This window comes from Shewanella livingstonensis (assembly GCF_003855395.1).
Taxonomy (GTDB): domain Bacteria; phylum Pseudomonadota; class Gammaproteobacteria; order Enterobacterales; family Shewanellaceae; genus Shewanella; species Shewanella livingstonensis.
Genome location: NZ_CP034015.1, coordinates 3,650,873 through 3,672,704 on the forward strand (window position 1 = coordinate 3,650,873; position 21,832 = coordinate 3,672,704).

The following is a 21,832-nucleotide window of genomic DNA, read 5'->3' on the forward strand; positions in this document are numbered from 1 at the left end:
TAGCGAAGTAACAATAGACTTAACGAGCCTAGTGTAGATTTAACACAATATATTCGACCAAAGTCGTCTATATAAAAAATACTCACCGAATAAGCTAATGCTCGCCAATAAAACATTGAACCGCCGATGAGTCTTCAACCTTAAGATGCTTTACAAGTAAACGATTTGTAACAAAGGTTCATAGTAAAACAATCAAATTAGAATTGACTTAAAAATAACGGAAATAATGTGATAATACTCACTATTTTCTGTAAATAAACGTTAAAAGTCGTTAAAATACGCCGCAGAAAAACGACGATTTTTATCGTCATCTAGCCGTGTCATGCATGCGGTCTATCAATTGCAGTAACCACTACCGTGGAAGGACTATTCATGCCAAAACGTACAATAACCGTGATCCCAGGTGATGGGATTGGCCCAAGCATTATCGATTCAGCATTAAAAATCCTCGACAAAGCAGGATGTAACTTTGAATATGAATTTGCAGATGCAGGGTTAACGGCGTTAGAAAAGCACGGTGAATTAGTACCCCAACGTACTTTAGACCTTATCGAAAAAAATCGTATTACCCTTAAAGGGCCGTTAACCACTCCAGTAGGTGAAGGCTTTACTTCTATCAATGTGAGCTTACGTAAAAAATTTGCGCTGTATGCCAACGTTCGCCCGGTGATTTCATTTAAGGGAACCCAAGCGCGTTACGAGAACATTGATATTATTACCGTGCGTGAAAACACTGAAGGTATGTACTCAGGTTTAGGTCAAAAAATCTCTGACGATGGTCAAACTGCAGAAGCGACCAGTATTATTACTCGTCAAGGCGCAGAGCAAATCACCACGTTCGCATTTGAGCTTGCACGTAAAGAAAATCGTAAAAAAGTGACTATCGTTCATAAAGCTAACATCATGAAATCAACTTCAGGTTTATTCTTGAAAGTGGCACGTGAAGTAAGCTTACGTTACCCAGACATTACCACCGAAGAAATGATTGTTGATGCCACGTGCATGAAACTGGTTATGAATCCTGAAAACTTTGATGTTATCGTGACGACTAACCTATTTGGTGACATTCTATCTGACTTATGTGCAGGTCTTGTGGGCGGTTTAGGCATGGCACCAGGTGCTAACATTGGTCGTGATGCTGCTATTTTTGAAGCCGTACATGGCAGTGCACCTGATATTGCAGGTAAAAACTTAGCTAACCCAACCTCGGTTATTTTAGCGTCGATTCAAATGCTGGAATACCTAGGCATGTCTGATAAAGCTGAGATGATCCGTAGCGCAGTATCGGCGGTTATTGAAGAAGGCGACCGTACTACCCGCGATTTAGGCGGCACTCACGGCACAACTGACTTTACTCAAGCAGTATTAGATCGTTTAGGATAGTGCTGATATAAGCATATTCTTAATCGTTTAAGATAAAGTAAGTGGCTTAATGTTGGTAATAACCAATCAATACAATAAGCCATTGACTAAAAAGCCCCTTATACAGCAGTGTATAAGGGGCTTTTTGTTAGCAGTACTATTGTATTTTATGCGTAGCTCACGCCCTTTTCAGGGAAAATCCATAAATGCACAGTCACTTCATCACGATCATGATAAAGGTGTTTACACTGCATTTTAAAATCAATTTCATTTTCAGTTAAAATGGCTCCAATGGTTTCTAAGATTACGCTGACTTCTTTGTAACGGCTCTTCATGGGCAATTTAAGATTAAAAATAGCTTCTTTAAACCAGCCATTAATAGCCCATGCTTCCATCAGCTCAGCTACACGAGCAGGCTTTTCAACCATGTCACACACCAACCAATAAATATTCTTACGTGGCGGCTCAAAACGGAAACCATCGGCACGAAAATGCTTCACTTGGCCAGTTTCCATTAATTTAGGATCCATAGGACCGTTATCAACGGCAGCAACCATCATCCCACGGCGCACTAACTGATAAGTCCAACCGCCCGGACAAGCGCCTAAGTCAACCGCATTTAGGCCACTACGACAACGTGTTTCTTGCTCTTCTTTGGTTAAAAAAGCCCCAAATGCTTCATCCAGTTTAAGGCTTGAGCGACTAGGCGCATCTGCAGCCATTCTTAATCGAGGGATACCCATAAAATGAGGCGAGCTATTATGGTTTAACGAATAACCAGTGTACGCTTTACCAGGTCCAATAAAGCACACATGAATAATAGGACGACGATCATTTTCAGCATTGAGCAATGCACCGCTCTTTTTTAGCCCTTGGCGTAACGGCACGGTCAATTTACGACAAAACGCTGATAATTCTTTTGCTTCATTGGTGTCAGGTGTTTCAACGCGCAGCTCACCACACTTTGACAGTTCGGCAAGTGAAGCAACAATAGGCCCTACGCGATCTTGTTCTGGTAAATCAATCAGTAACTCACCAGCAGCAAACATTTGCCGCGCAAAAACTAATGAACTCAGTGCTAATTCCTTGGCTAACGTATCGGCACCATTATCATCAAAACATTGATAGATAACATAAGCATCGTTGAGATTCGTTTTAACAAAACCACCGACATTTAACTCACCGGCACGTTGTTGAATTTCTGCCGCACAGTCTTTTTCATAGCCTGAGCGACAAAATAGGAATAGGTTTTTCATTTGGAGCCTTAGCGTAAGGATATTCGCATCATAGCGAGACAATAATTTGGCTATTATACCCAAAAATGCTCAAGGTGGGAGAATTTAGCCAAGCCATTATTCTGGTAATTTTGCATGCCAAATTGCTGCGCCAAATAACAACCAGCCGATTAAGAAGCATAAGCCACCCATTGGGGTGATTGGGCCAATCCATTTAGCGCCAGTAAAGGCATAAAGATATAACGAACCAGAAAATAATATGATCCCAGCGATAAAGCTATAAGCTGCCCAATTAATCAATTTTGACGGGATCCAATGTGCAGAAAATGCTAACGCAATCAATCCAAAGGTATGATAAAACTGGTAATCAACTCCTAGCTTAAAAATGCTCACCAATTCTGGTGGCGCGATAGTTTTAAGCCCATGTGCTGCAAAAGCACCCAGCGCGACGGCTAAAAAACCACTTAGTGTGGCAAATAATAACAAACCTTTTTTCATCTTAATTAACCTTGTGCAGTAAAGACAGTCGATACACCATAATATTGATGCCAGCTCATTATCGTGACTTAAACCATTATCATTGATATTAAGTTAGTGCTAATTTTTGATATTCGTGCAGATATGCATCTTGATATGGCATTCACCAGTGCAAAATAGACGTAAACCATGTCACTAAAGCGCTAACCTACTCGGGCAATAAACTGACTAATATTCTCGATGGCATGATCAAGATTGCCCTCAAGGGTATAACCAGAAGATTTTCGCGGTTGCAAACTATGGTCACCATCACCAATCCAACATACTTCGACCTGTTCACCTAAAGTCCATGTCGATACTTGCTGAAGATCACCAAACTTATCCCGTTCACCTTGAACAATGAGCATTGGATGACAATTGTGCTGAATAGGCGCAAGTCGCGGTTCGCCCCCTTTTAGAGGAATAAACGGATAACCCAAACACACTATTGCAGCAATTTTACTCATTACATCGTCAAGGTTGGGCTGTTGAAGCTGATGATCAGTACTGGTCAATATCGCCGACATACGGCCACCCATAGACTTGCCCATGAGGATTATTCGCTGACAATTGATCAACCCAAGTGTTATTTTTTGTTGAATATCCATCAACACCTGCTCATAGTGCGCCAGCAATTTAGGTGCTCGATCAGGCGGACGACGTTTACCATCTTGCATATTGGCCTGCATATACAAGAAGTTAAATCGGTATACTTGGTAACCTTGAGCGATTAACTTATCAGTCATCGAAGTCATATATTGATGATGCATATTCGCGCCAGCACCATGGGCAAAAACAATTAACGTGTCGCTTTTAGGACCTTGCAAAAGAAAATCATCAGCTAACATTGGCGTATTATCCGGTAAGTAACTCACTACGCGACTCCTCTGCAAACATGTCGACCATCCACTCTCTAAAAGCTGAAATTTTGCCAATTTCAGAATGGTTCTGTTGGCACACTAAGTAGTATGCATCCTTACTCACTAACACCTCAGAAAACGGACACACTAAGCGCCCTGCTTTAATATCAGGCCTAGCAAGTACGCTATAACCCAATGCGACACCTTGTCCATGAGCCGCTGCTTGTAACACTAATGAAGAATGGCTAAATATCGGTCCTTGATTAACATTGATGTCGGTAACGCCACATTGCCTAAACCATGCCTGCCAATCTTGGCGATTAGAATCATGTAACAGGGTATGAAACTTTAGGTCACTCGGGAGCGTTAATGGTTTAGGACCATTGAGTAATAATGGTGAACATACCGGAATAAGCACTTCATTACGCAGTTTATCAGCGCGTAGGCCTGGCCAATTACCCTGACCATAATAAATAGCAACATCGACATCATCGGTTAACGAACTGGCATCACTGTCTACGGCTTTAATCCGCACATCAATATCAGGATTTTTTTCACTAAACTTAGCTAAACGCGGCACGAGCCATTGAATGGCAAAACTAGGAGACATGCTGACCGTTAACGACCCTACCGCACTTCGGGCAAGCAAACGATTAGTCGCCTCAGCTAACTCAATAAAAATGTCTTTTATATCCAGAAAATAGCTTTGACCTTCTTCTGTTAACAATAATGATCTATTTTTACGTCTAAATAGCTTTAGCCCTAAAAAATCTTCTAATGCTTTAATCTGATGACTCACCGCAGCCTGAGTGACAAACAACTCTTCTGCAGCGCGGGTAAAGCTCAAATGTCTTGCTGCTGCTTCAAATGCTTTAACTGCATTCAAAGGCGGTAATCGTCTAGACATAGTGATCAATCTCTCGTTTTTCAATTAGTTTTTCTAATGATTATGGGTATTTTGTCGTTTGTAAAGAACACAGTATTTGGTTAAATTAGCATCATTGAAAATACAGTTGGACAATCTCTACGACGTAAATGGGATAGTCCGGCAAATGTGAGTAATTAGCCTGGAGGCTTACCTCTTATGTTTAACCTAAACACACTGTTTGCAGTGGCTATTACATCCGTAATCGGATTATCAACAGCACAAGCAACTGAGCGAGAACCTATCGATTTGGCCGATTTACATGCTGAATTATCACAAAGTATTACAGCCATGCAAATCGATATTAACAACGATGTTAACAGCATTTTAGTTGCAGACAATGAACAACCACAAAAAACTTCAGAAGTGGCTTAAGCAAACTAATAGTATTGCGATTTAGCACGTTACATAGACATTAAAAAACCGCATTAAATGCGGTTTTTTATTGTCTTTTTTATTGTCTATAATCCGTCTAACTTATTCTGCGCTACCTTTTAAGCTCATCATCACAACACAATGATGTAGACAACTAGCACCAAAAAAATGTAAACCACAACATCGCAAATACAATGTCGAGTGAGTAGCTTAAGGACGGTACACTTTAACGTTAGTATAGCCTTGCTCTACAAGATATAAAGCTTGCAGCTTACTCATCACACCACGGTCACAATACAATAAATACGTTTTAGACTTATCTAAATCAGCAAACTGGGTAGCTAATTTAAAGAAAGGAATCGCCTTAACCATCACATTATCAATCGACAGTGGGCTTCGCTCTTCTTCTTCAGGAGCACGAACATCAATGATGATTTCACCAGAAGCGACATCTTTAACCGTTTCAGTCTCAGTCACTTGTTGGTTCATTTCGGCTGCAATATCACGAATATCCATCACCACGGCAGACTCAATGACCCGGTCGATTAAATCCTCAGAAAATTTAAGCTCTTGTGCTTCAACTTTTGATAATATCGCTTTAACCGTCGGTTTTTGTGAAATAACACCACAATACTCAGGAATAGACTTAGCAAAATCTTCAGTACCAATAATACGACTCTGATTAATAATGTCTTGTTTATCCATTGCGATAAGCGGGCGTAAAATCAATAAATCAGTACAACGATCAATAACATTCAAATTAGTCAGTGTTTGGCTAGAGACTTGGCCTAAGCTTTCTCCGGTAACTAATGCTTGAATACCGAACTTGTCAGCTATACGAGTTGCGGCTCGCATCATTACACGCTTAAGTACCACGCCCATTAGACCGTTATCTATACGTTCAAGGATCTCTTCAACTACAGGTTCAAAGGGGACTGAAATAAAGCGTACTTTGTGCGACTCACCATACTTTTGCCATAAATGATAAGCCACTTGCTTCACGCCAATTTCGTGCTGAGCACCACCTAAATTAAAGAAACAATAATGGGTACGAGCGCCTTTCTTAATAAACTGAAAACTCGACACCCCAGAATCAAAGCCACCCGATATAAGCGACAATACATCTTCTTGTGTCGCCATAGGGAAACCACCTAAACCTTGAATACGGCGCTCTACCATATAAAGCTTATCTTGATTGATTTCAAGATTAACGGTTACGTCAGGGTCTTTAAGCTTTACCCCTAGCGCCTCAGTATGTTGATTTAATCCACCGCCCACATAGCGTTCAACTTCAATTGAATTAAAATCATGATTACCAGAACGTTTTACCCGTACACAGAACGTTTTACCGGCAATTTCATCACGGTACTTTGGTAAAACCTGCTGATAAATATGATCAATCGAATCAAAACTGTACTCACTCACTTGAACAACGTGAGCAATACCTGGGATACAAGCGAGTCTTTCTGCGAAGGTATCACACAACTCCGGCTTATCCGTCGGTACCTTTACTAAAATACGATCGTATAAACGTAGAACTTTAACACCGTCATCCACGTTCTTAAGTACATTACGAATATTGGTTTCGAGCATTTTAGTAAAGCGCACTCTTACCGACTTGCTCTTCATCATGATTTCAGGGTACAGCTTTACAATAAACTTCATCAGGGTTCCACAGGTATCACCACCAAATAGCACTACACTCGGTTTTGCTAAATAGAAACGACAGTAATACCTTGATAATAAATTAAAAAACAGCACAGCTCTATTTGCTAGATGTGTATACAATCCAGTTAATAGCATAACGTATGCAATAGTTCGCCGATTATACCAAATGATGCCTATTAACCAAACACATTCACTTTTTTATCTGTTATTTGTTCGTAAAAGCGCTGTAAGGCACATTTATAAAACAAAAAAACGCAATCTCTGTAACTTACAGAAATTGCGCTTATCTTTTAATGGCAAACTATTGAGTTACAATTATTTCATTAGACTCTTTAGCCTTACCTTGCTCGATAGAGATTTCAACACGACGATTCCGCGCCCTATTCTCATTTGAATCATTGGCAACTAATGGCCTATTAGAGGCCTCACCAACCACTTTCATTCTTGATTCATCAAAACCAGCCACTCTTCTTAATTCATGGGCGACCGAAACAGCACGCTGACTTGATAATTCCCAGTTTGAACTGTAAAGCTCATTACTAATATCTGCACCATCAGTGTGGCCTGACACCGTAATAATGCCAGGAACATCTTTTAATAACTCACCAATTGAACGTATGATAGGTTTAAACCTAGGTTGTAAAAAACCAGAACCAGAAGCAAACGAACCCTTCTCACGAATACGAATAATAATTTGCTGGCCCAATGACTCAATTTCAATAGCACCGTCAACGATTTCTTCATTGAGCTTTTCAGCCATTTTTTTAACTTGGTCGTTAATATTTTCCTGTGAAGATGCGGCATCCTTTTTAACGGCTTCCGCTTCTTGCTGCGCTGTGGCAGCGGCATTACCACCACGTTGTTCACCACTTTGCTTCTGGGTGCCACCAGCACTGTCTTCTTCACCAGCCTGATATTCAATGGTCGGTTGAGTCATTTCATTAGTCTGTTGATTAATGATTTCAATTGGGGTGGGATCCGGTCGACCAGGGCGAAATTCAAGCGCAATAACAGATGTTCCCTTAGGGATATCTTTCACTTCAACTTTGTTTTGTACCCCAAATGCATACTTCATTGAGCCGGCAATTTGTTTAAACTTCATCACGTCCATTTCAGAGAACGCTAACAACAACACAAAGAAACACATTAGCAACGACATTAAGTCTGCAAATGTGGCCAGCCACATAGGAGCGCCAGCGGGTGGACAATCACACTTGGCCTTAGCCATGAGTTACTCTCCGTCCGTTGTATCAATTTTTCGCAGACTTTCAGCCAAATAATTCTTCAAAAAGCCTTCAATAACTCGCGGGTTCTGCCCATCTTGGATGGCTAAAACCGCATCCATAATTAAATTACGATTCAGTAACTCTTCATTCATTCGTAATGATAGTTTATCCGCCATCGGGATGGCGATCATGTTGGCAATCACCGCGCCATAGAGAGTCGTTAACAATGCCACTGCCATTGAGGGACCAATGGATTTGGGATCATCCATGTTAGATAGCATCGCCACTAAACCAACCAAAGTACCAATCATGCCCATTGCAGGGGCCACATCACCCATGGCTTTAAAAATACCTACCCCTGTTTTGTGACGTTCTTCAGTTAATGCAATGTCTTTTTCTAATGCGTTACGCACGACATCACCATCATGACCATCAACCAACATATCAACCGCTTTTTGCATAAAGGTGTTGGTAATAACCGCTTCTTCCAAGGCTAAGAAACCGCCTTTACGGGCAGCATCAGCCATGGTGACAGCTTGTTCGATTAAATCTTCAGGTTTATCTAATTTAAACATGAAGGCTTTCATACCAATCTTTATCGAACCTAAAAATTGTTTTAGGTTAAACTTCATCATCACCACAAATAAAGAACCGGCTACAACAATCAAAATTGACGGTACATCGATGAATAATCCGATGCCACCACTGGTCACCATCGCACCAATAATAAATGCAAAAGCACCGATAATACCTATCAGGGTAGCTAAATCCACAACCTCTCCTCAATCGCAGTCATTGCGCTGCCTATTTATGCTGCTTTATCGTGCTATTAGCGCACGTTCTTTAATCCGAACAACTCAACTACATGTTGTGTAAACTATATTGCCCATGGTTTTATATTACAGCAACCATTTCAATACTATGTTTCAATACTATTTTACGCTATCAATGCTAAATCATGACTTATTATCGGACAAACTCGGCTCAAGTTTAGCGTTTTTTACACATTCTAAACAAAATTCAATAACAAAGCGTGTTGTTGAGCAAATAACCAGCGACTGTATTTGACCGATACGCTGGGCTGATATACCTTGTCACACGCTGAATGAAAGGAATATTAATCGTGGCTAAAAAACCAGAAAACCTCAGTTTTGAACAATCATTAACTGAACTTGAAACCATTGTTGCTCATTTGGAGCAAGGTGAAGTATCGCTGGATGATGCGCTGAAACAATTTGAGCGTGGTATTAAACTAGTCCGCCAAAGCCAAGCCAAGCTTGAACAAGCACAGCAAAAAGTGTCTATTTTATTAAATGAAGATGATGCTGAATTAACCTCGTTCACCGTTGAAAGTGAATAATCGTCAAATAGTGTGTATTAAATAATAGGTCTTGATACGTGTTAGCTGAAGCGATAACAACATACCAAAAGCGCGTTAATGCTATTCTTAACGAGCATTTAACCCAACTTGATGATGCTGCCCCAGATTTAAAAGCAGCGATGCTGCATGGTGCATTATTAGGTGGCAAACGCATTAGGCCTTTTTTGGTCTACAGTGTAGGTGATATGCTTGGTGTCAATATCAATGCACTTGATAAAGCTGCCGCAGCCATTGAATGCATCCATGCTTACTCGTTAATACACGATGATTTACCCGCTATGGACAACGATGCACTTAGACGTGGTAAGCCTACTGTTCATATAGCATTTAATGAAGCAACAGCCATACTTGCTGGGGACGCACTCCAAACGTTGGCATTTGAAATAATCACAGCTCCCTGTCAGGACTTACATCCAAAGCAACAATTAGCTATGGTTAGAATATTAGCAAAAGCGTCTGGGTACCAAGGCATGTGCGGTGGCCAAGCAATTGATCTCAGTGCTACCGATCACAGTATTGATATAGACAGATTAACCGAATTACATAATAAAAAAACCGGCGCGTTAATCAGTTGCGCAGTCGAGCTAGCGTTAATTGCTGCAGATGTACCCGATGATCACTATCAACTGATGATGAAATATGCCCATACACTCGGATTAGCTTTTCAAGTACAAGATGATATTTTAGACATCATCGCAAGCACCGAAGAGTTGGGGAAACCCCAAGGCAGTGACCAACAATCGAATAAAAGCACTTTCCCTAAACTATTGGGTCTAGATGGTGCTAAAGCCTGTGCAGAACAACTAATACAAGACGCACTATCAGCGCTGACTAAATTACCATACAATAGCCAGTTAATTGCAGACTTCGCCCACTACATTATTGAGCGAAGATTATAATAAAGAGTCAGACAATCTCGCTATGAGCTTCGATATTTCTAAATTTCCAGTACTAGCGAAAGCTAATACACCAGAAGAATTAAGGAAGTTACCTCAAGGTTTACTTCCTCAAGTATCTGATGAACTCAGACAATTCTTACTTCAGTCTGTTGCTATTTCTAGCGGACATTTTGCTTCTGGCTTAGGCACAGTAGAATTAACTGTGGCACTTCATTATGTCTACAATACTCCATTTGACCGCTTAGTATGGGACGTAGGCCATCAAGCTTATCCGCATAAAATTCTGACTAATCGTCGTGATCAAATGCACACTATTCGACAAAAAAATGGTTTGCACCCTTTCCCATGGCGTGAAGAAAGTCCATACGACACCTTTAGTGTTGGTCATTCAGGCACTTCTGTTAGTGCGGCATTAGGTATGGCGATTGCAGCAGAAAAAGAAGCCGCTGGCCGTAAAGTCGTTGCAGTGATTGGTGATGGCGCAATGACAGGCGGTATGGTATTTGAAGCCCTCAATCATGCTGGCGATCTGCATAACGACATGCTTGTGGTACTTAATGATAATGAGATGTCGATTTCTGAAAATGTTGGTGCCCTTAATAATCATTTAGCACAGCTGATGTCAGGTCGTTTTTACACCACTATTAGAGAAAACAGTAAAAAAGTGCTTAAAGGTATGCCTACCATTAAAGAAATGGCCAAGCGCACCGAAGAACACCTTAAAGGCATGGTCGTGCCAGCAACACTGTTTGAAGAGTTAGGGTTTAATTATATTGGCCCAATCGATGGTCATGATGTCGATTCGCTCGTTGAAACCATGCGTAATATGCGCAACCTTAAAGGCCCACAAATACTGCATATCATGACCAAAAAAGGTCGTGGTTATGAACCTGCCGAAAAAGATCCTATTGGCTGGCACGCAGTGCCTAAGTTTGATCCTAGCCAATTTAAAAAACCAGCGACTAAGCCTGGCTTGCCTACTTTTTCACAAGTATTTGGTAAATGGTTATGCGACATGGCAGCAACAGACGACAAGTTAGTTGCGATTACGCCGGCTATGCGTGAAGGCTCTGGCATGGTTGAGTTTTCACAACAATTCCCTAGTCAATATTTTGATGCCGCCATTGCAGAACAGCATGCCGTCACCTTAGCGGCAGGATTTGCCTGCGAAGGTCTAAAACCTGTTGTCGCCATTTACTCAACCTTTTTACAGCGCGGGTACGATCAGCTTATCCACGATGTTGCCTTGCAACGTCTACCGGTATTATTTGCCATTGATCGCGGTGGTATTGTTGGCGCAGATGGCCCAACTCATCAAGGGGCATTCGACTTAAGCTTTATGCGTTGTATTCCTAATATGATCATTATGGCGCCATCCGATGAAAATGAATGTCGCCAAATGTTGTACACCGGATATTGTTACCAAGATGGCCCGACGGCAGTCCGTTATCCTCGAGGGTTTGCTACTGGTGCTGCACAAGTCGATGCCATGACCTTAATACCAATAGGTAAAGGGGTGTTAACCCGCCAAGGTCAAAAAATTGCTATCGTTAATTTTGGCACCACACTTGAGGCCGCTACTGATGCTGCTGAAAAACTGGATGCTACAGTGGCCGATATGCGCTTTGTTAAACCACTTGATTTAAGCTTGCTTGAACAACTGGCAAACAGTCATGATGTGATTATTACCGTAGAAGAAAACGCGATTATGGGTGGTGCAGGTTCAGGGGTGATTGAAGCATTACACAAAATGCGTATCGTTAAACCTGTACTACAAATAGGCTTACCTGATGAGTTTATTAAACACGGTGCACCTGATGAGATTATCGCAGAGCTGCAACTTGATGCTCCTGGTATTTTAGCGCAAATCCAAGCGTTTATGGCTTAATAGCTATACCTTCACGACCATTACATTCGTTATCATTGTGAAGACTTGCCGATAATACCAATAAAAAAGGACTGAATATTCAGTCCTTTTTTTATATCTCTTACACTAGTGTATCGCTCTAGTACTAATATTTCTCGTATCTAGACACAATATTGGCTTAAATACTAAGCTTCAACATCCACACTTGCACCGCCTTGGGATACCATCACCATAGCAGGACGCAGTAAACGATCATTCAATAAATACCCTTTCTGCATTACCATCATTACAGTGTTGGCAGGAAATTCAGCACTTGGCTGCATACCAATAGCTTGATGATGATCAGGGTTAAATGCTTCACCTTGTGGATTAACTTGCACCACACCAAACTTTTCAACCGAGTTTAAAAAGCCTTTCATGGTCAGCTCAACGCCTTCATAAATCGCTTTGGTCGCTTCATTTTCAGGAGCAGTACCTTGTAAGGCGCGCTCCATATTGTCGATCACAGGCAATAGTTCGTTAGCAAACTTTTCCAAAGCAAACTTACGTGCTTGCTCGACATCTTTTGCCGAACGAGTACGGATATTCTGTGTTTCAGCAGCCGCGCGCATTTCAACATCTTTACGCTCAGCTAAGGCTGCTTCAGACTCTGCCAGTAGCTGCTCTAACTCTTCAATACGAAAATTTGCTTGGGTTAATTCATCCATCAAACTTACTTCATCAGCAGCGACTTCAGGAGTTACCACTTCTTCCACTTGATCTTGCGATGTATTGTTCGATTCGTTGCTCATGTTCACTCCAGCACAAAAATGCGTTATTGGGTATTCGACTACAATAAATAAAGTGCCCATTTACTGAAAATTAACAGCAAATCTCACACTTCTAATAAGTTTGAGTATATTATGGGGATCAATTCTTATGTTTCAAGGCCTAAAGGCATAACAAACTCGAATATGACTAAATTGTTTCAGACAATCGGACTCATCGGCAAACCACATCATCAAGGGACTAACCTTACGTTAACCCGGTTACATCATTGGTTGAGCATGCAGGGCTTTAAGGTTATCGTTGAAGGACGAGTATCTGCAGAGCTAGGCCCTGATGTTTGTTCAATGGACCTACTTGAAATGGGTGAGCATTGTGACTTAGCCATCGTGGTTGGTGGTGACGGTAATATGCTCGGCGCGGCACGAATATTGGCTCGTTTCAATGTTGCTGTAATAGGCGTAAATCGTGGTAATTTAGGCTTTTTAACCGACTTACCTCCCGATAACTTCGAAGAAGCCTTGTCTAAAGTATTGGGAGGAGAATTTGAAACTGAACACCGCTTTTTACTTGAGGCAGAAGTTCACCGCCATGGCAAAATAACCTCTAGCAACACCGCAGTGAATGAAGCAGTGCTTCACCCTGGCAAAATTGCTCATATGATCCAATTTGAGGTTTATATTGATGAGCAATTTATGTACAGCCAACGCGCTGATGGAATGATTGTCTCAACGCCTACTGGATCAACTGCTTACGCATTATCTGCTGGGGGATCAATTCTAACTCCGAATCTTCAAGCGCTTATTTTAGTGCCTATGTTTCCGCATACATTGTCATGCCGCCCGATTGTTGTCGATGCATGTAGCACCATTAAATTAGTGGTATCACCTGATAACGGTGAAAACCTCGAAGTAAGCTGTGATGGCCATGTGCATTTAGCCGTATTACCTGGTGATGAGATATTTATTCGTCGCTCAAATGAACGCCTAAGGCTTATCCATCCTAAAGGTCATAATTACTTCCATGTGCTGCGCAACAAGTTAGGTTGGGGAAGCAAACTTTTCTAACATTTTGAACTCGATCACAACACTATCTTCTTTCTAGTGAGCCTCTTCACATTAACAAATGCTAATTAATTATATTGTAAAGCCAATCGATAACTCGTTTGGTTTTACAGTATATGACCTTTAACGTCCCTAAAAAGCGTGATCTCAAACACGCACTAAAAACCTCACACCTGACTCGCCTCACAGTTCTGTCGGCTACTACACTTTCTGGTGTATTAGATGATCTCGATCAACACTTTTAACACTTAAATAACGTCTATTACGCCCTAGTTAGCGAAACGCTAACAAATAATAACAATTTAGTACCCACAATTAGTGATCAGAGGTATGAATGACAATATTACAGTTACTCGCAAGCTTAACGCCCATTATCAGCGTAATGGTATTTTTAGTTCTAATGCGCTTACCGGCATCCAAAGCGATGCCGATATCAATGGTTGTCACTGGCCTTGCTGCCCTATTTATTTGGCAAATGGATACGCAACTCCTTGCAGCATCCGTAGTCGAAGGACTTCTATCAGCATTAACACCGCTAACCATTATTTTTGGCGCGGTGTTTTTATTAAATACGCTTAAATATTCTGGCGCCATGGACACCATTCGCGCTGGTTTTACTAACATCAGTGCCGATGCCCGTGTTCAAGTAATCATTATTTGTTGGTTATTTGGCTCGTTTATTGAAGGTTCAGCAGGCTTTGGTACTCCAGCAGCAATTGGTGCACCGCTACTGGTATTATTAGGTGTACCACCCATTGCAGCAGCAGTAGTAGCGCTAATTGGTGACTCAACAGCAGTATCGTTTGGGGCGATCGGCTTACCAGTATTATTTGGCATGGAACAAGGTCTAACCGAAGGTGGCGTTAACATGGCAGCAGCTCAAATTGCTGAACATGGTGGCACATTTGCGGGTTATGCTCAGTTTATTGCTAAACACATGATCACCATTGACTTAATTACAGGTTCATTAATCCCGTTAGTCATGGTGTGTGTATTAACTGGCTTTTTTGGGCGCAACAAATCGATTAAAGAAGGCTTACAAATTTGGAAATTCGCCTTGTTTGCAGGTTTTGCCTTTACTGTACCAGCATGGTTAATTAACTATTTTGCGGGCCCTGAGTTTCCATCGGTTATTGGTTCACTTGTGGGTATGGCACTGGTCATCCCTGTCGCGAGAAAAGGCTGGTTATTACCATCACAACCTTGGTGTGACTTCAGCGAAAATGACCACAAAACAGATGAAGAATTGGCACTAAACCCAACACCGGTTAAGTTTTCACAAATTGCAGCTTGGTCGCCATACATCATTATGGCAGCATTGTTAGTCCTATCTCGTGTTGTGGGTCCATTTAAGAGTTGGTTAACCAGCTTCAACATCAGTTGGACTGGTTTATTAGGCACAGAGTTGAAAGCCGGTTTTGCTACGCTTTATGCTCCTGGGGTTTTCTTCGTGGTCGTGTGTTTAATTGGTTTTGTGTTATTTAAAATGAAACCTACTGCCATGAAACAATCATTCACCATGTCTTGTAAATCAATGTTACCAACCATTATTTCATTAGGTGCGTCAGTACCTATGGTAAAAATATTCTTAAACTCTGGTGACAATAGCGCGGGTCTGGCTTCAATGCCGGTGGCATTAGCTGACTTATTAGCCAACAGCATGGGTTCCGTTTGGGCTTGGGTTTCGCCTATCGTGGGTATTTTTGGTGCCTTCTTGTCTGGTTCAGCAACGTTCTCAAACATGATGTTCTCTGGCCTACAGTATTCCGTTGCCGACAATATCGGCATGAATCACGCCATCGCACTGGCGCTTCAAGGTATTGGGGCAAATGCGGGCAACATGATGTGTGTCATGAACGTTGTTGCTGCGGCAACTGTGGTGGGAATGGCAGGACGTGAGTCTGAAATTATTCGTAAAACAATGCCTATCGCGCTGGGTTATGCCTTAGTGGCAGGTACGATTGCTGTTATCTGGGGTGGATTTTAATTCACGATAAAGTGTCTTCTATTCTAATGATAACAATACAACAGCAGGCACCAACTCCTGCTGTTCATTCAAGTATTAAGAGAGCATGTTATGACTATTAATTATCAAGTAGTGATGGATACGTTAACGTCACAACTGGGCAGTCACGCCGTATCCAATGATCCTGTACGTCGTTTTGCTTGGTCAACTGATGCCAGTTACTTTCGTATCGTACCTGAAATTGTGGTACACGCTGATACTCCAGAACAAGTTAAAATAACCCTTAATATCGCCAGAGCACATAATGTACCGGTGACTTTTCGTGCCGCTGGTACTAGTTTATCAGGCCAGGCAATTGGTGAAGGCATTTTACTTATTCTGGGCCATGATGGTTTTAGAAATATTGAAGTCAGTGAAGATAGAAAATCGATCACCCTAGGCGCAGCGGTTATTGGTTCTGATGCGAACATGGCATTAAAACCTTTTAATAAAAAAATTGGTCCCGACCCTGCTACATTAGCCTCTGCTAAAATAGCCGGTATGGTGGCAAATAATGCCTCTGGGATGTGTTGCGGCACGGCACAAAACAGCTATCAAACCATTAAGTCAGCTAAATTAATGTTCGCAGATGGTACTGAACTTGACACTGGCTGTACACATTCTAAAGCCGCGTTTAGTCAATCACATCCCGCCTTATTGACCGCACTAACTGATCTTGCACAATTGACCCAGAATAACCCAACACTCTCCGCACGGATTAGTAAAAAATTCTCAATTAAGAACACGACAGGCTATAGCATCAATGCGTTGGTTGACTTCAGTGATCCATTTGATTTAATCAATCACTTAATTGTTGGCTCAGAAGGTACGCTTGCATTTGTGAATGAAGTGACTTATCACACGGTTGAAGAAGCACAATTTAAAGCTTCTGCCATGGCAGTATTTTTCAATATGGAAGATGCCGCCAGAGCAGTACCACCGATTAAAGGTGATAGCGTCGCCGCTGCAGAATTGCTTGACTGGGCCTCAATTAAATCGGTTACCGGTAAAACCGGTATGCCAAAATGGTTAAGTGATTTACCCGAAGGTTCAGCCATTTTATTGATTGAGTGTCGAGCTAACGATCCGCAAACCTTAGTAAAATACACGCAAGATGTGATTGAAAAAATAGCCCATATCGACACAGAACGTCCAACAGAATTCAGTAATGACCCTGCTGTATTTGGTCAGTATTGGGCAATGCGTTCCGGTTTGTTCCCCATTATTGGTGGCGCGCGCCCTAAAGGCACCTCAGTTATTATTGAGGATGTGGCTTTCGAATTACAGCATTTAGCCAGTGCAGCAGCAGACTTAACTGCGTTATTCCATAAGCACGGTTACCCTGAAGGGGTGATTTATGGTCATGCGTTAGCGGGTAACTTCCACTTTATTATCACGCCAACGTTTGCCTCACAAGATGATATCAATCGTTTCCATGGTTTTATGCAAGATGTAGCTGAAATGGTGATCAATAAGTACGATGGATCAATGAAAGCTGAACATGGTACCGGTCGTGCGGTCGCCCCCTTTGTAGAAATGGAATGGGGAGCTGACGCTTACACGTTAATGAAGCAAATCAAACAGATATTCGACCCAAGTAAATTATTGAATCCTGGGGTTATCCTTAACGATGATAACTTAGTACATGTCAAAAACATCAAACCTTGTCCGGTGGTTGATGACTTTATTGATAATTGCATTGAATGTGGTTTTTGTGAAAAAACCTGCCCAACATCGGCGCTTAACTTCTCTCCGCGCCAACGTATTGCAGTATTGCGTGAAATTGAACGTTTAGAGCAGTCTGGTGATAAGAAAGCGGCTGCAGAAATGCGTGCCAGTGCCAAATATGATGTGGTTGATACTTGCGCAGCGTGTCAGTTATGTACAATTGCCTGTCCGGTTGATAACAGTATGGGTCAATTGGTACGCAAATTACGCACCCCCTATATCACCACTACAGAGCAAAAAGTACTCGACTTCCAAGCCAAGCATTTTGGCGCTGTAAATCAAGTGATCAGCACTGGCTTTGATATTTTAGGTATTGTGCATAAAATAACTGGCGATGGTATCACCAACTCGTTGATGAAAGCCGGTCGTTTAATTTCCAAAGAAGTCCCTTATTGGAATCCAGACTTCCCTAAAGGTGGCAAAGTGGCTAAGCCATCAGCCCATAAACCGGGTCAACAAACCGTTTTATACTTCCCAGCTTGTGGTGGCAGAACCTTTGGCCCAACACCAAAAGATCCTGATAACCGCACCTTACCTGAAGTGGTTATCACTTTACTTGAACGCGCTGGCTACAATGTGATCATCCCAGAAAATACCCGCCATTTATGTTGCGGTCAGATGTGGGAATCAAAAGGTGACTTCAAAAACGCCGATGCTAAGCGTGATGAACTTATTGACGCACTCAGTAAACAGTCTGAAAATGGCAAGGTGCCTATTATTGTTGATGCCTTGTCTTGTACTTATCGCACATTAACCGGTAACCCTAAGGTAAAAATAACCGATTTAGTCGAGTTTATGCACGACGAGATGTTACCAAACATGACGATTACTAAGAAATCGAACGTCACTTTACACCAAGGCTGTAGTGCCCGTAAGATGAAATTGGAGCCTAAGCAGCAAGCTATTGCTGATGCATGTGCTAACCATGTGGTGTTACCTCAAGGGATTAGCTGTTGTGGCTACGCGGGTGAAAAAGGGCTTTATAAGCCTGAAATTAACGCCAGTGCACTGCGTAACATTAAAAAGCTCATCCCGGCAGAAACAAAAGAAGGTTACTACGCTAACAGAATGTGTGAAGTAGGCTTAACGCAACACAGTGGTATTTCTTATCGCCATTTAGCGTACTTACTCGAAGAGTGTACCCGTTAAGCTAGGGCCTGTTGATCGTTGCTGGTTAAATTTTGTTCGAGTTAAAAACCTTTTAATCGAGGTGAATGGATTGATGCCTAGTCATCTAAGCAAAATGCATTCAACAAAGAGTAAAACGTTTTTAGCCGAACCCTTCGGGCAGCGTTTGTTGACCATTTTTAATGCGCTATCGACTTTTTATGTAGAATAACTACACCTCAAAGTCTCTGCCTTGTAGAAGTGGCCAGCAATTCGCTGCAAAAACAACCTTGAAAGATCAACAGGCCCTAAGCTCTTATCATTATATGTTGTATAAATAATCGCTAGTACAAACAAATAGGGCATTGATATCATATCAATGCCCTATTTTATCTCGTCTCGACAACGACTAATTCAAGAGTAATAATAACTGGTCACAATAAAAAACTAAGTCAATAAACAGCTTAACAACTGCTGTTGCAATCGCGCGTTTTCAAGTGGCATATCGCTAATAATCTCAACCCGTGAATCTAGGGCATCATCTAGCTCATTAAGTACTAGCTTATCATCAACCATATTGACTCCTAATACTCCGTCACTGGTGATAACAATAGCTTTTAACCTAAGCACCTTGTCTATTTTAACCGTGTCAATCCACGTCATAAAGCGTTCAAACTGAAAACAATGCACCGCAGAGAATACCCAGCCACTACTGTAGCAGCCCTCACCTTGATTAGTTTTATGCATAAACCCTGTAGTATCAAACTCAGGACTATCAATATCACCCAGCGGTGGTTCGCTAGAAAGCCACTTATCCATAAGCGATTTATTGCCCAAAATCCGTTGACCCTTTATCACAGCTTGATACTTTGTCGGGGTATTTAAGTGCACTAATATCTGCTCAACTAAGGCAACATCAGTAAAGTGATTAGCAACAGTCATCAGCGGCGTTTGTTGTAATTGTAATTGGCTTAGGAATTGCTGTAATTGTAGATGATCGGAGTGTGTATAATATTGTGCTTTATTGGCCAACAGCACATCTGCCATCTTTAATTGCTGAATAAAAGTATCATGATGTTGATAGCGCGGATCGCTGACTTTACGGGCATCAACTAGGCATACACTGCTTTGTAGATTGATCACATGCTGATAATACTCAGATGTTAACAATTTAGCGATTTCTGCAGGATGGCCTAGGCCTGTGGGTTCTATCAGTAATCTATCCGGTTTAGTTTGCTGAATAAGCTGATTAATCGCCACTTGTGTAGGTAAGCCAGACACACAACACAGGCAACCGCCGGGCACTTCTTTTATCACCACGGTAGGCTTTTTTATTGGTGACTCAGAATCGCTAACGTCATCAGCATCAACAGTCGCATTTAGCAATCCACCATCAATACCAATTTCGCCAAATTCATTTACCAACACAGCCCACACTTCGCCCTTAGGCTTATGAGCTAATAATTGGCTAATGAGTGTGGTTTTACCCACACCCAAAAAACCAGTAATAATATTGGTGTTAATCGGTTTAGTGATCATTTTTTCGCTTTAGCGTATTTGCCCTTTCGAGTAGGCTTAGCATCCGCTTGCGACGGCTTACCACGCTTATACTTAAGCACTTTTTTAGGTTTTTCCGGCGCCACATCTCTATATCTGGCAGGTAATGGCGCCCCTTCTTCATACCCTGCAGGCACCATTATCGGTAATGATTGTTCAATAAGTTGCTCAATTGCAGCAAGTAACTCTAGCTCTTGCGGACTCACTAGCGAAATCGCTTCACCGCCGAGTCCTGCACGGCCAGTGCGTCCTACACGATGAACATAATCTTCGCACTCTTCCGGTAATTCAAAGTTAATAACTCTTGGTAGCGCTTCAATATCAAGGCCTCTAGCGGCAAGGTCGGTAGCGATTAATACGCGTAATTGGCCTGCTTTAAATTCTTCTAAGGCGCGGTTGCGAGCGCCCTGGCTTTTATCTCCGTGAAATACTGATGCCTTAATGCCGTCTAAGCTTAACTCGCGATATAGATGATCGGCGGTTTCTTTGCGGCTGGTAAACACCATCACTTGTTGCCAGTTATGTTTGCCAATTAATTCAGATAACAATTCGGCTTTACGGCGGGTATCTACTTTATAAACTTGCTGAGCAACATTAGCGGCTGTGGTTTGAGTTTCAACATGAACAAATTCAGGATTGTTTAACATCTTAGCGGCAAGGACTTTAACCTCTTCAGAATACGTAGCCGAAAACATCATGGTTTGATGTTGTCTGGCAATTAAGCGTTTCACTTTTTCAATATCTTTTACAAAACCAAGGTCTAGCATGCGATCCGCTTCATCAATGACTAAGTGAGTAACAAAAGATAAATCCAATTCATGCTGACCAATAATATCAAATAATCGCCCTGGCGTTGCCACCAACACATCCACGCCTTGTTCTAATGCTTTACGTTGTGGATTAATACTTGCGCCGCCATAAACCGCTAAGCTAGTGAGATCGATAAACTGGCTATATTTAACTAAATTTTGTTCAATCTGAATCGCTAACTCACGGGTCGGCGTCATGATTAATGCCCGTAAACGCTGCGATGGCAGCAAGTCTACATTATCTTGTGCCATTAAATGACTTAGCAAAGGTAATGCAAAAGCGGCTGTTTTTCCGGTACCGGTTTCGGCACTGGCCAATACATCTCGGCCATCTAGCGCTAGTGGGATCACCGCTTGTTGGACAGGAGTAGCAGTTTGATACCCAGATTGATTAACCGCATCTAGTAATAATGGCGATAACCCTAGCGACGTAAATGACATAACAGACTCAATAAAACAAATAAAAATAGGCCGCTATTGTAT

General features: G+C 41.8%; 18 protein-coding genes. 8 read left to right on the forward strand and 10 right to left on the reverse strand.

The features are described from left to right. The first annotated feature begins 372 nt into the window (after positions 1 to 372). Positions 373 to 1,383: an isocitrate dehydrogenase gene (locus EGC82_RS15765; protein WP_124731604.1), complete on the forward strand. Its 1,011-nt coding sequence runs from the start codon at positions 373 to 375 to the stop codon at positions 1,381 to 1,383. A 146-nt stretch (positions 1,384 to 1,529) separates the two neighbouring features. Here EGC82_RS15765 and rlmM read toward each other — a convergent pair whose 3' ends face one another. The 4 genes from rlmM to EGC82_RS15785 form a co-directional block, all read right to left on the reverse strand. Beyond that, positions 1,530 to 2,618: a 23S rRNA (cytidine(2498)-2'-O)-methyltransferase RlmM gene (gene rlmM, locus EGC82_RS15770; RefSeq protein WP_124731605.1), complete on the reverse strand. Its 1,089-nt coding sequence runs from the start codon at positions 2,616 to 2,618 to the stop codon at positions 1,530 to 1,532. Between the two features lie 96 nt (positions 2,619 to 2,714). Then, a complete protein-coding gene (locus EGC82_RS15775) occupies positions 2,715 to 3,095 on the reverse strand; it encodes a DUF423 domain-containing protein (protein WP_124731606.1) in 381 nt (126 codons plus the stop codon). A gap of 182 nt (positions 3,096 to 3,277) precedes the next feature. Beyond that, positions 3,278 to 3,988, reverse strand: a complete 711-nt coding sequence (locus tag EGC82_RS15780) for an alpha/beta family hydrolase (RefSeq protein ID WP_124731607.1) — start codon at positions 3,986 to 3,988, stop codon at positions 3,278 to 3,280. Then, on the reverse strand, positions 3,969 to 4,880 hold the full coding sequence (locus EGC82_RS15785; RefSeq protein WP_124731608.1) for a transcriptional regulator GcvA: 912 nt from the start codon (positions 4,878 to 4,880) through the stop codon (positions 3,969 to 3,971). The genes EGC82_RS15780 and EGC82_RS15785 overlap by 20 nt, the downstream gene beginning before the upstream one ends. A gap of 177 nt (positions 4,881 to 5,057) precedes the next feature. Here EGC82_RS15785 and EGC82_RS15790 point away from each other — a divergent pair, with 177 nt between their 5' ends. Then, entirely contained in the window at positions 5,058 to 5,273 is a 216-nt protein-coding gene (locus EGC82_RS15790; RefSeq protein ID WP_124731609.1) for a hypothetical protein, read from the forward strand. A 210-nt stretch (positions 5,274 to 5,483) separates the two neighbouring features. Here EGC82_RS15790 and thiI read toward each other — a convergent pair whose 3' ends face one another. From thiI to pomA, 3 genes are all read right to left on the reverse strand, one after another. Next, positions 5,484 to 6,938 (reverse strand): tRNA uracil 4-sulfurtransferase ThiI, encoded by a 1,455-nt coding sequence (gene thiI, locus EGC82_RS15795; protein WP_124731610.1) that lies wholly within the window; start codon positions 6,936 to 6,938, stop codon positions 5,484 to 5,486. Positions 6,939 to 7,242: 304 nt separating this feature from the next. Continuing rightward, positions 7,243 to 8,169 carry a flagellar motor protein MotB gene (locus tag EGC82_RS15800; RefSeq protein WP_124731611.1) on the reverse strand — a complete coding sequence of 309 codons (927 nt, stop codon included), beginning with the start codon at positions 8,167 to 8,169 and terminating at the stop codon, positions 7,243 to 7,245. Between the two features lie 3 nt (positions 8,170 to 8,172). Beyond that, positions 8,173 to 8,940: a flagellar motor protein PomA gene (pomA, locus tag EGC82_RS15805; RefSeq protein ID WP_124731612.1), complete on the reverse strand. Its 768-nt coding sequence runs from the start codon at positions 8,938 to 8,940 to the stop codon at positions 8,173 to 8,175. A gap of 350 nt (positions 8,941 to 9,290) precedes the next feature. On the opposite strand from pomA, the gene xseB reads away from it, so the two are divergent. From xseB to dxs, 3 genes are read left to right on the forward strand one after another with little or no spacing between them, the layout of a single operon-like run. Next, positions 9,291 to 9,527 (forward strand): exodeoxyribonuclease VII small subunit, encoded by a 237-nt coding sequence (xseB, locus tag EGC82_RS15810; RefSeq protein WP_124731613.1) that lies wholly within the window; start codon positions 9,291 to 9,293, stop codon positions 9,525 to 9,527. Positions 9,528 to 9,565: 38 nt separating this feature from the next. Then, entirely contained in the window at positions 9,566 to 10,447 is an 882-nt protein-coding gene (gene ispA, locus EGC82_RS15815) for a (2E,6E)-farnesyl diphosphate synthase (RefSeq protein ID WP_124731614.1), read from the forward strand. Between the two features lie 22 nt (positions 10,448 to 10,469). Beyond that, positions 10,470 to 12,335 (forward strand): 1-deoxy-D-xylulose-5-phosphate synthase, encoded by a 1,866-nt coding sequence (dxs, locus tag EGC82_RS15820; RefSeq protein ID WP_124732677.1) that lies wholly within the window; start codon positions 10,470 to 10,472, stop codon positions 12,333 to 12,335. Between the two features lie 164 nt (positions 12,336 to 12,499). Here dxs and grpE read toward each other — a convergent pair whose 3' ends face one another. Continuing rightward, positions 12,500 to 13,105, reverse strand: a complete 606-nt coding sequence (gene grpE / locus EGC82_RS15825; RefSeq protein WP_124731615.1) for a nucleotide exchange factor GrpE — start codon at positions 13,103 to 13,105, stop codon at positions 12,500 to 12,502. Between the two features lie 162 nt (positions 13,106 to 13,267). On the opposite strand from grpE, the gene nadK reads away from it, so the two are divergent. The 3 genes from nadK to EGC82_RS15840 all read left to right on the forward strand — a co-directional run bounded on the left by nadK (position 13,268) and on the right by EGC82_RS15840 (position 19,025). Further along, positions 13,268 to 14,146, forward strand: coding sequence for an NAD(+) kinase (gene nadK, locus EGC82_RS15830; RefSeq protein ID WP_124731616.1), 879 nt, complete (start codon positions 13,268 to 13,270; stop codon positions 14,144 to 14,146). A 331-nt stretch (positions 14,147 to 14,477) separates the two neighbouring features. Further along, positions 14,478 to 16,130: an L-lactate permease gene (locus EGC82_RS15835; RefSeq protein WP_124731617.1), complete on the forward strand. Its 1,653-nt coding sequence runs from the start codon at positions 14,478 to 14,480 to the stop codon at positions 16,128 to 16,130. 90 nt (positions 16,131 to 16,220) lie between these two features. Beyond that, complete coding sequence (locus EGC82_RS15840) at positions 16,221 to 19,025, forward strand: FAD-binding and (Fe-S)-binding domain-containing protein (RefSeq protein ID WP_124731618.1); 2,805 nt, start codon at positions 16,221 to 16,223, stop codon at positions 19,023 to 19,025. 405 nt (positions 19,026 to 19,430) lie between these two features. On the opposite strand, the gene EGC82_RS15845 is transcribed toward EGC82_RS15840, so the two are convergent. Next, complete coding sequence (locus EGC82_RS15845) at positions 19,431 to 20,522, reverse strand: CobW family GTP-binding protein (RefSeq protein WP_124731619.1); 1,092 nt, start codon at positions 20,520 to 20,522, stop codon at positions 19,431 to 19,433. Beyond that, positions 20,519 to 21,790: a DEAD/DEAH box helicase gene (locus tag EGC82_RS15850; protein ID WP_124731620.1), complete on the reverse strand. Its 1,272-nt coding sequence runs from the start codon at positions 21,788 to 21,790 to the stop codon at positions 20,519 to 20,521. The genes EGC82_RS15845 and EGC82_RS15850 overlap by 4 nt, the downstream gene beginning before the upstream one ends. Between the last annotated feature and the right edge of the window lie 42 nt (positions 21,791 to 21,832).

Bases quoted from the DNA above. Each gene is read 5' to 3' on its own strand.
- grpE (WP_124731615.1), bottom strand. From the start codon at position 13,105: ATGAGCAACGAATCGAACAATACATCGCAAGATCAAGTGGAAGAAGTG.
- nadK (WP_124731616.1), top strand. From the start codon at position 13,268: ATGACTAAATTGTTTCAGACAATCGGACTCATCGGCAAACCACATCAT.
- EGC82_RS15840 (WP_124731618.1), top strand. From the start codon at position 16,221: ATGACTATTAATTATCAAGTAGTGATGGATACGTTAACGTCACAACTG.
- EGC82_RS15800 (WP_124731611.1), bottom strand. From the start codon at position 8,169: ATGGCTAAGGCCAAGTGTGATTGTCCACCCGCTGGCGCTCCTATGTGG.
- EGC82_RS15850 (WP_124731620.1), bottom strand. From the start codon at position 21,790: ATGTCATTTACGTCGCTAGGGTTATCGCCATTATTACTAGATGCGGTT.
- EGC82_RS15790 (WP_124731609.1), top strand. From the start codon at position 5,058: ATGTTTAACCTAAACACACTGTTTGCAGTGGCTATTACATCCGTAATC.
- EGC82_RS15785 (WP_124731608.1), bottom strand. From the start codon at position 4,880: ATGTCTAGACGATTACCGCCTTTGAATGCAGTTAAAGCATTTGAAGCA.
- dxs (WP_124732677.1), top strand. From the start codon at position 10,470: ATGAGCTTCGATATTTCTAAATTTCCAGTACTAGCGAAAGCTAATACA.
- EGC82_RS15835 (WP_124731617.1), top strand. From the start codon at position 14,478: ATGACAATATTACAGTTACTCGCAAGCTTAACGCCCATTATCAGCGTA.
- EGC82_RS15765 (WP_124731604.1), top strand. From the start codon at position 373: ATGCCAAAACGTACAATAACCGTGATCCCAGGTGATGGGATTGGCCCA.
- EGC82_RS15845 (WP_124731619.1), bottom strand. From the start codon at position 20,522: ATGATCACTAAACCGATTAACACCAATATTATTACTGGTTTTTTGGGT.
- thiI (WP_124731610.1), bottom strand. From the start codon at position 6,938: ATGAAGTTTATTGTAAAGCTGTACCCTGAAATCATGATGAAGAGCAAG.
- rlmM (WP_124731605.1), bottom strand. From the start codon at position 2,618: ATGAAAAACCTATTCCTATTTTGTCGCTCAGGCTATGAAAAAGACTGT.
- EGC82_RS15775 (WP_124731606.1), bottom strand. From the start codon at position 3,095: ATGAAAAAAGGTTTGTTATTATTTGCCACACTAAGTGGTTTTTTAGCC.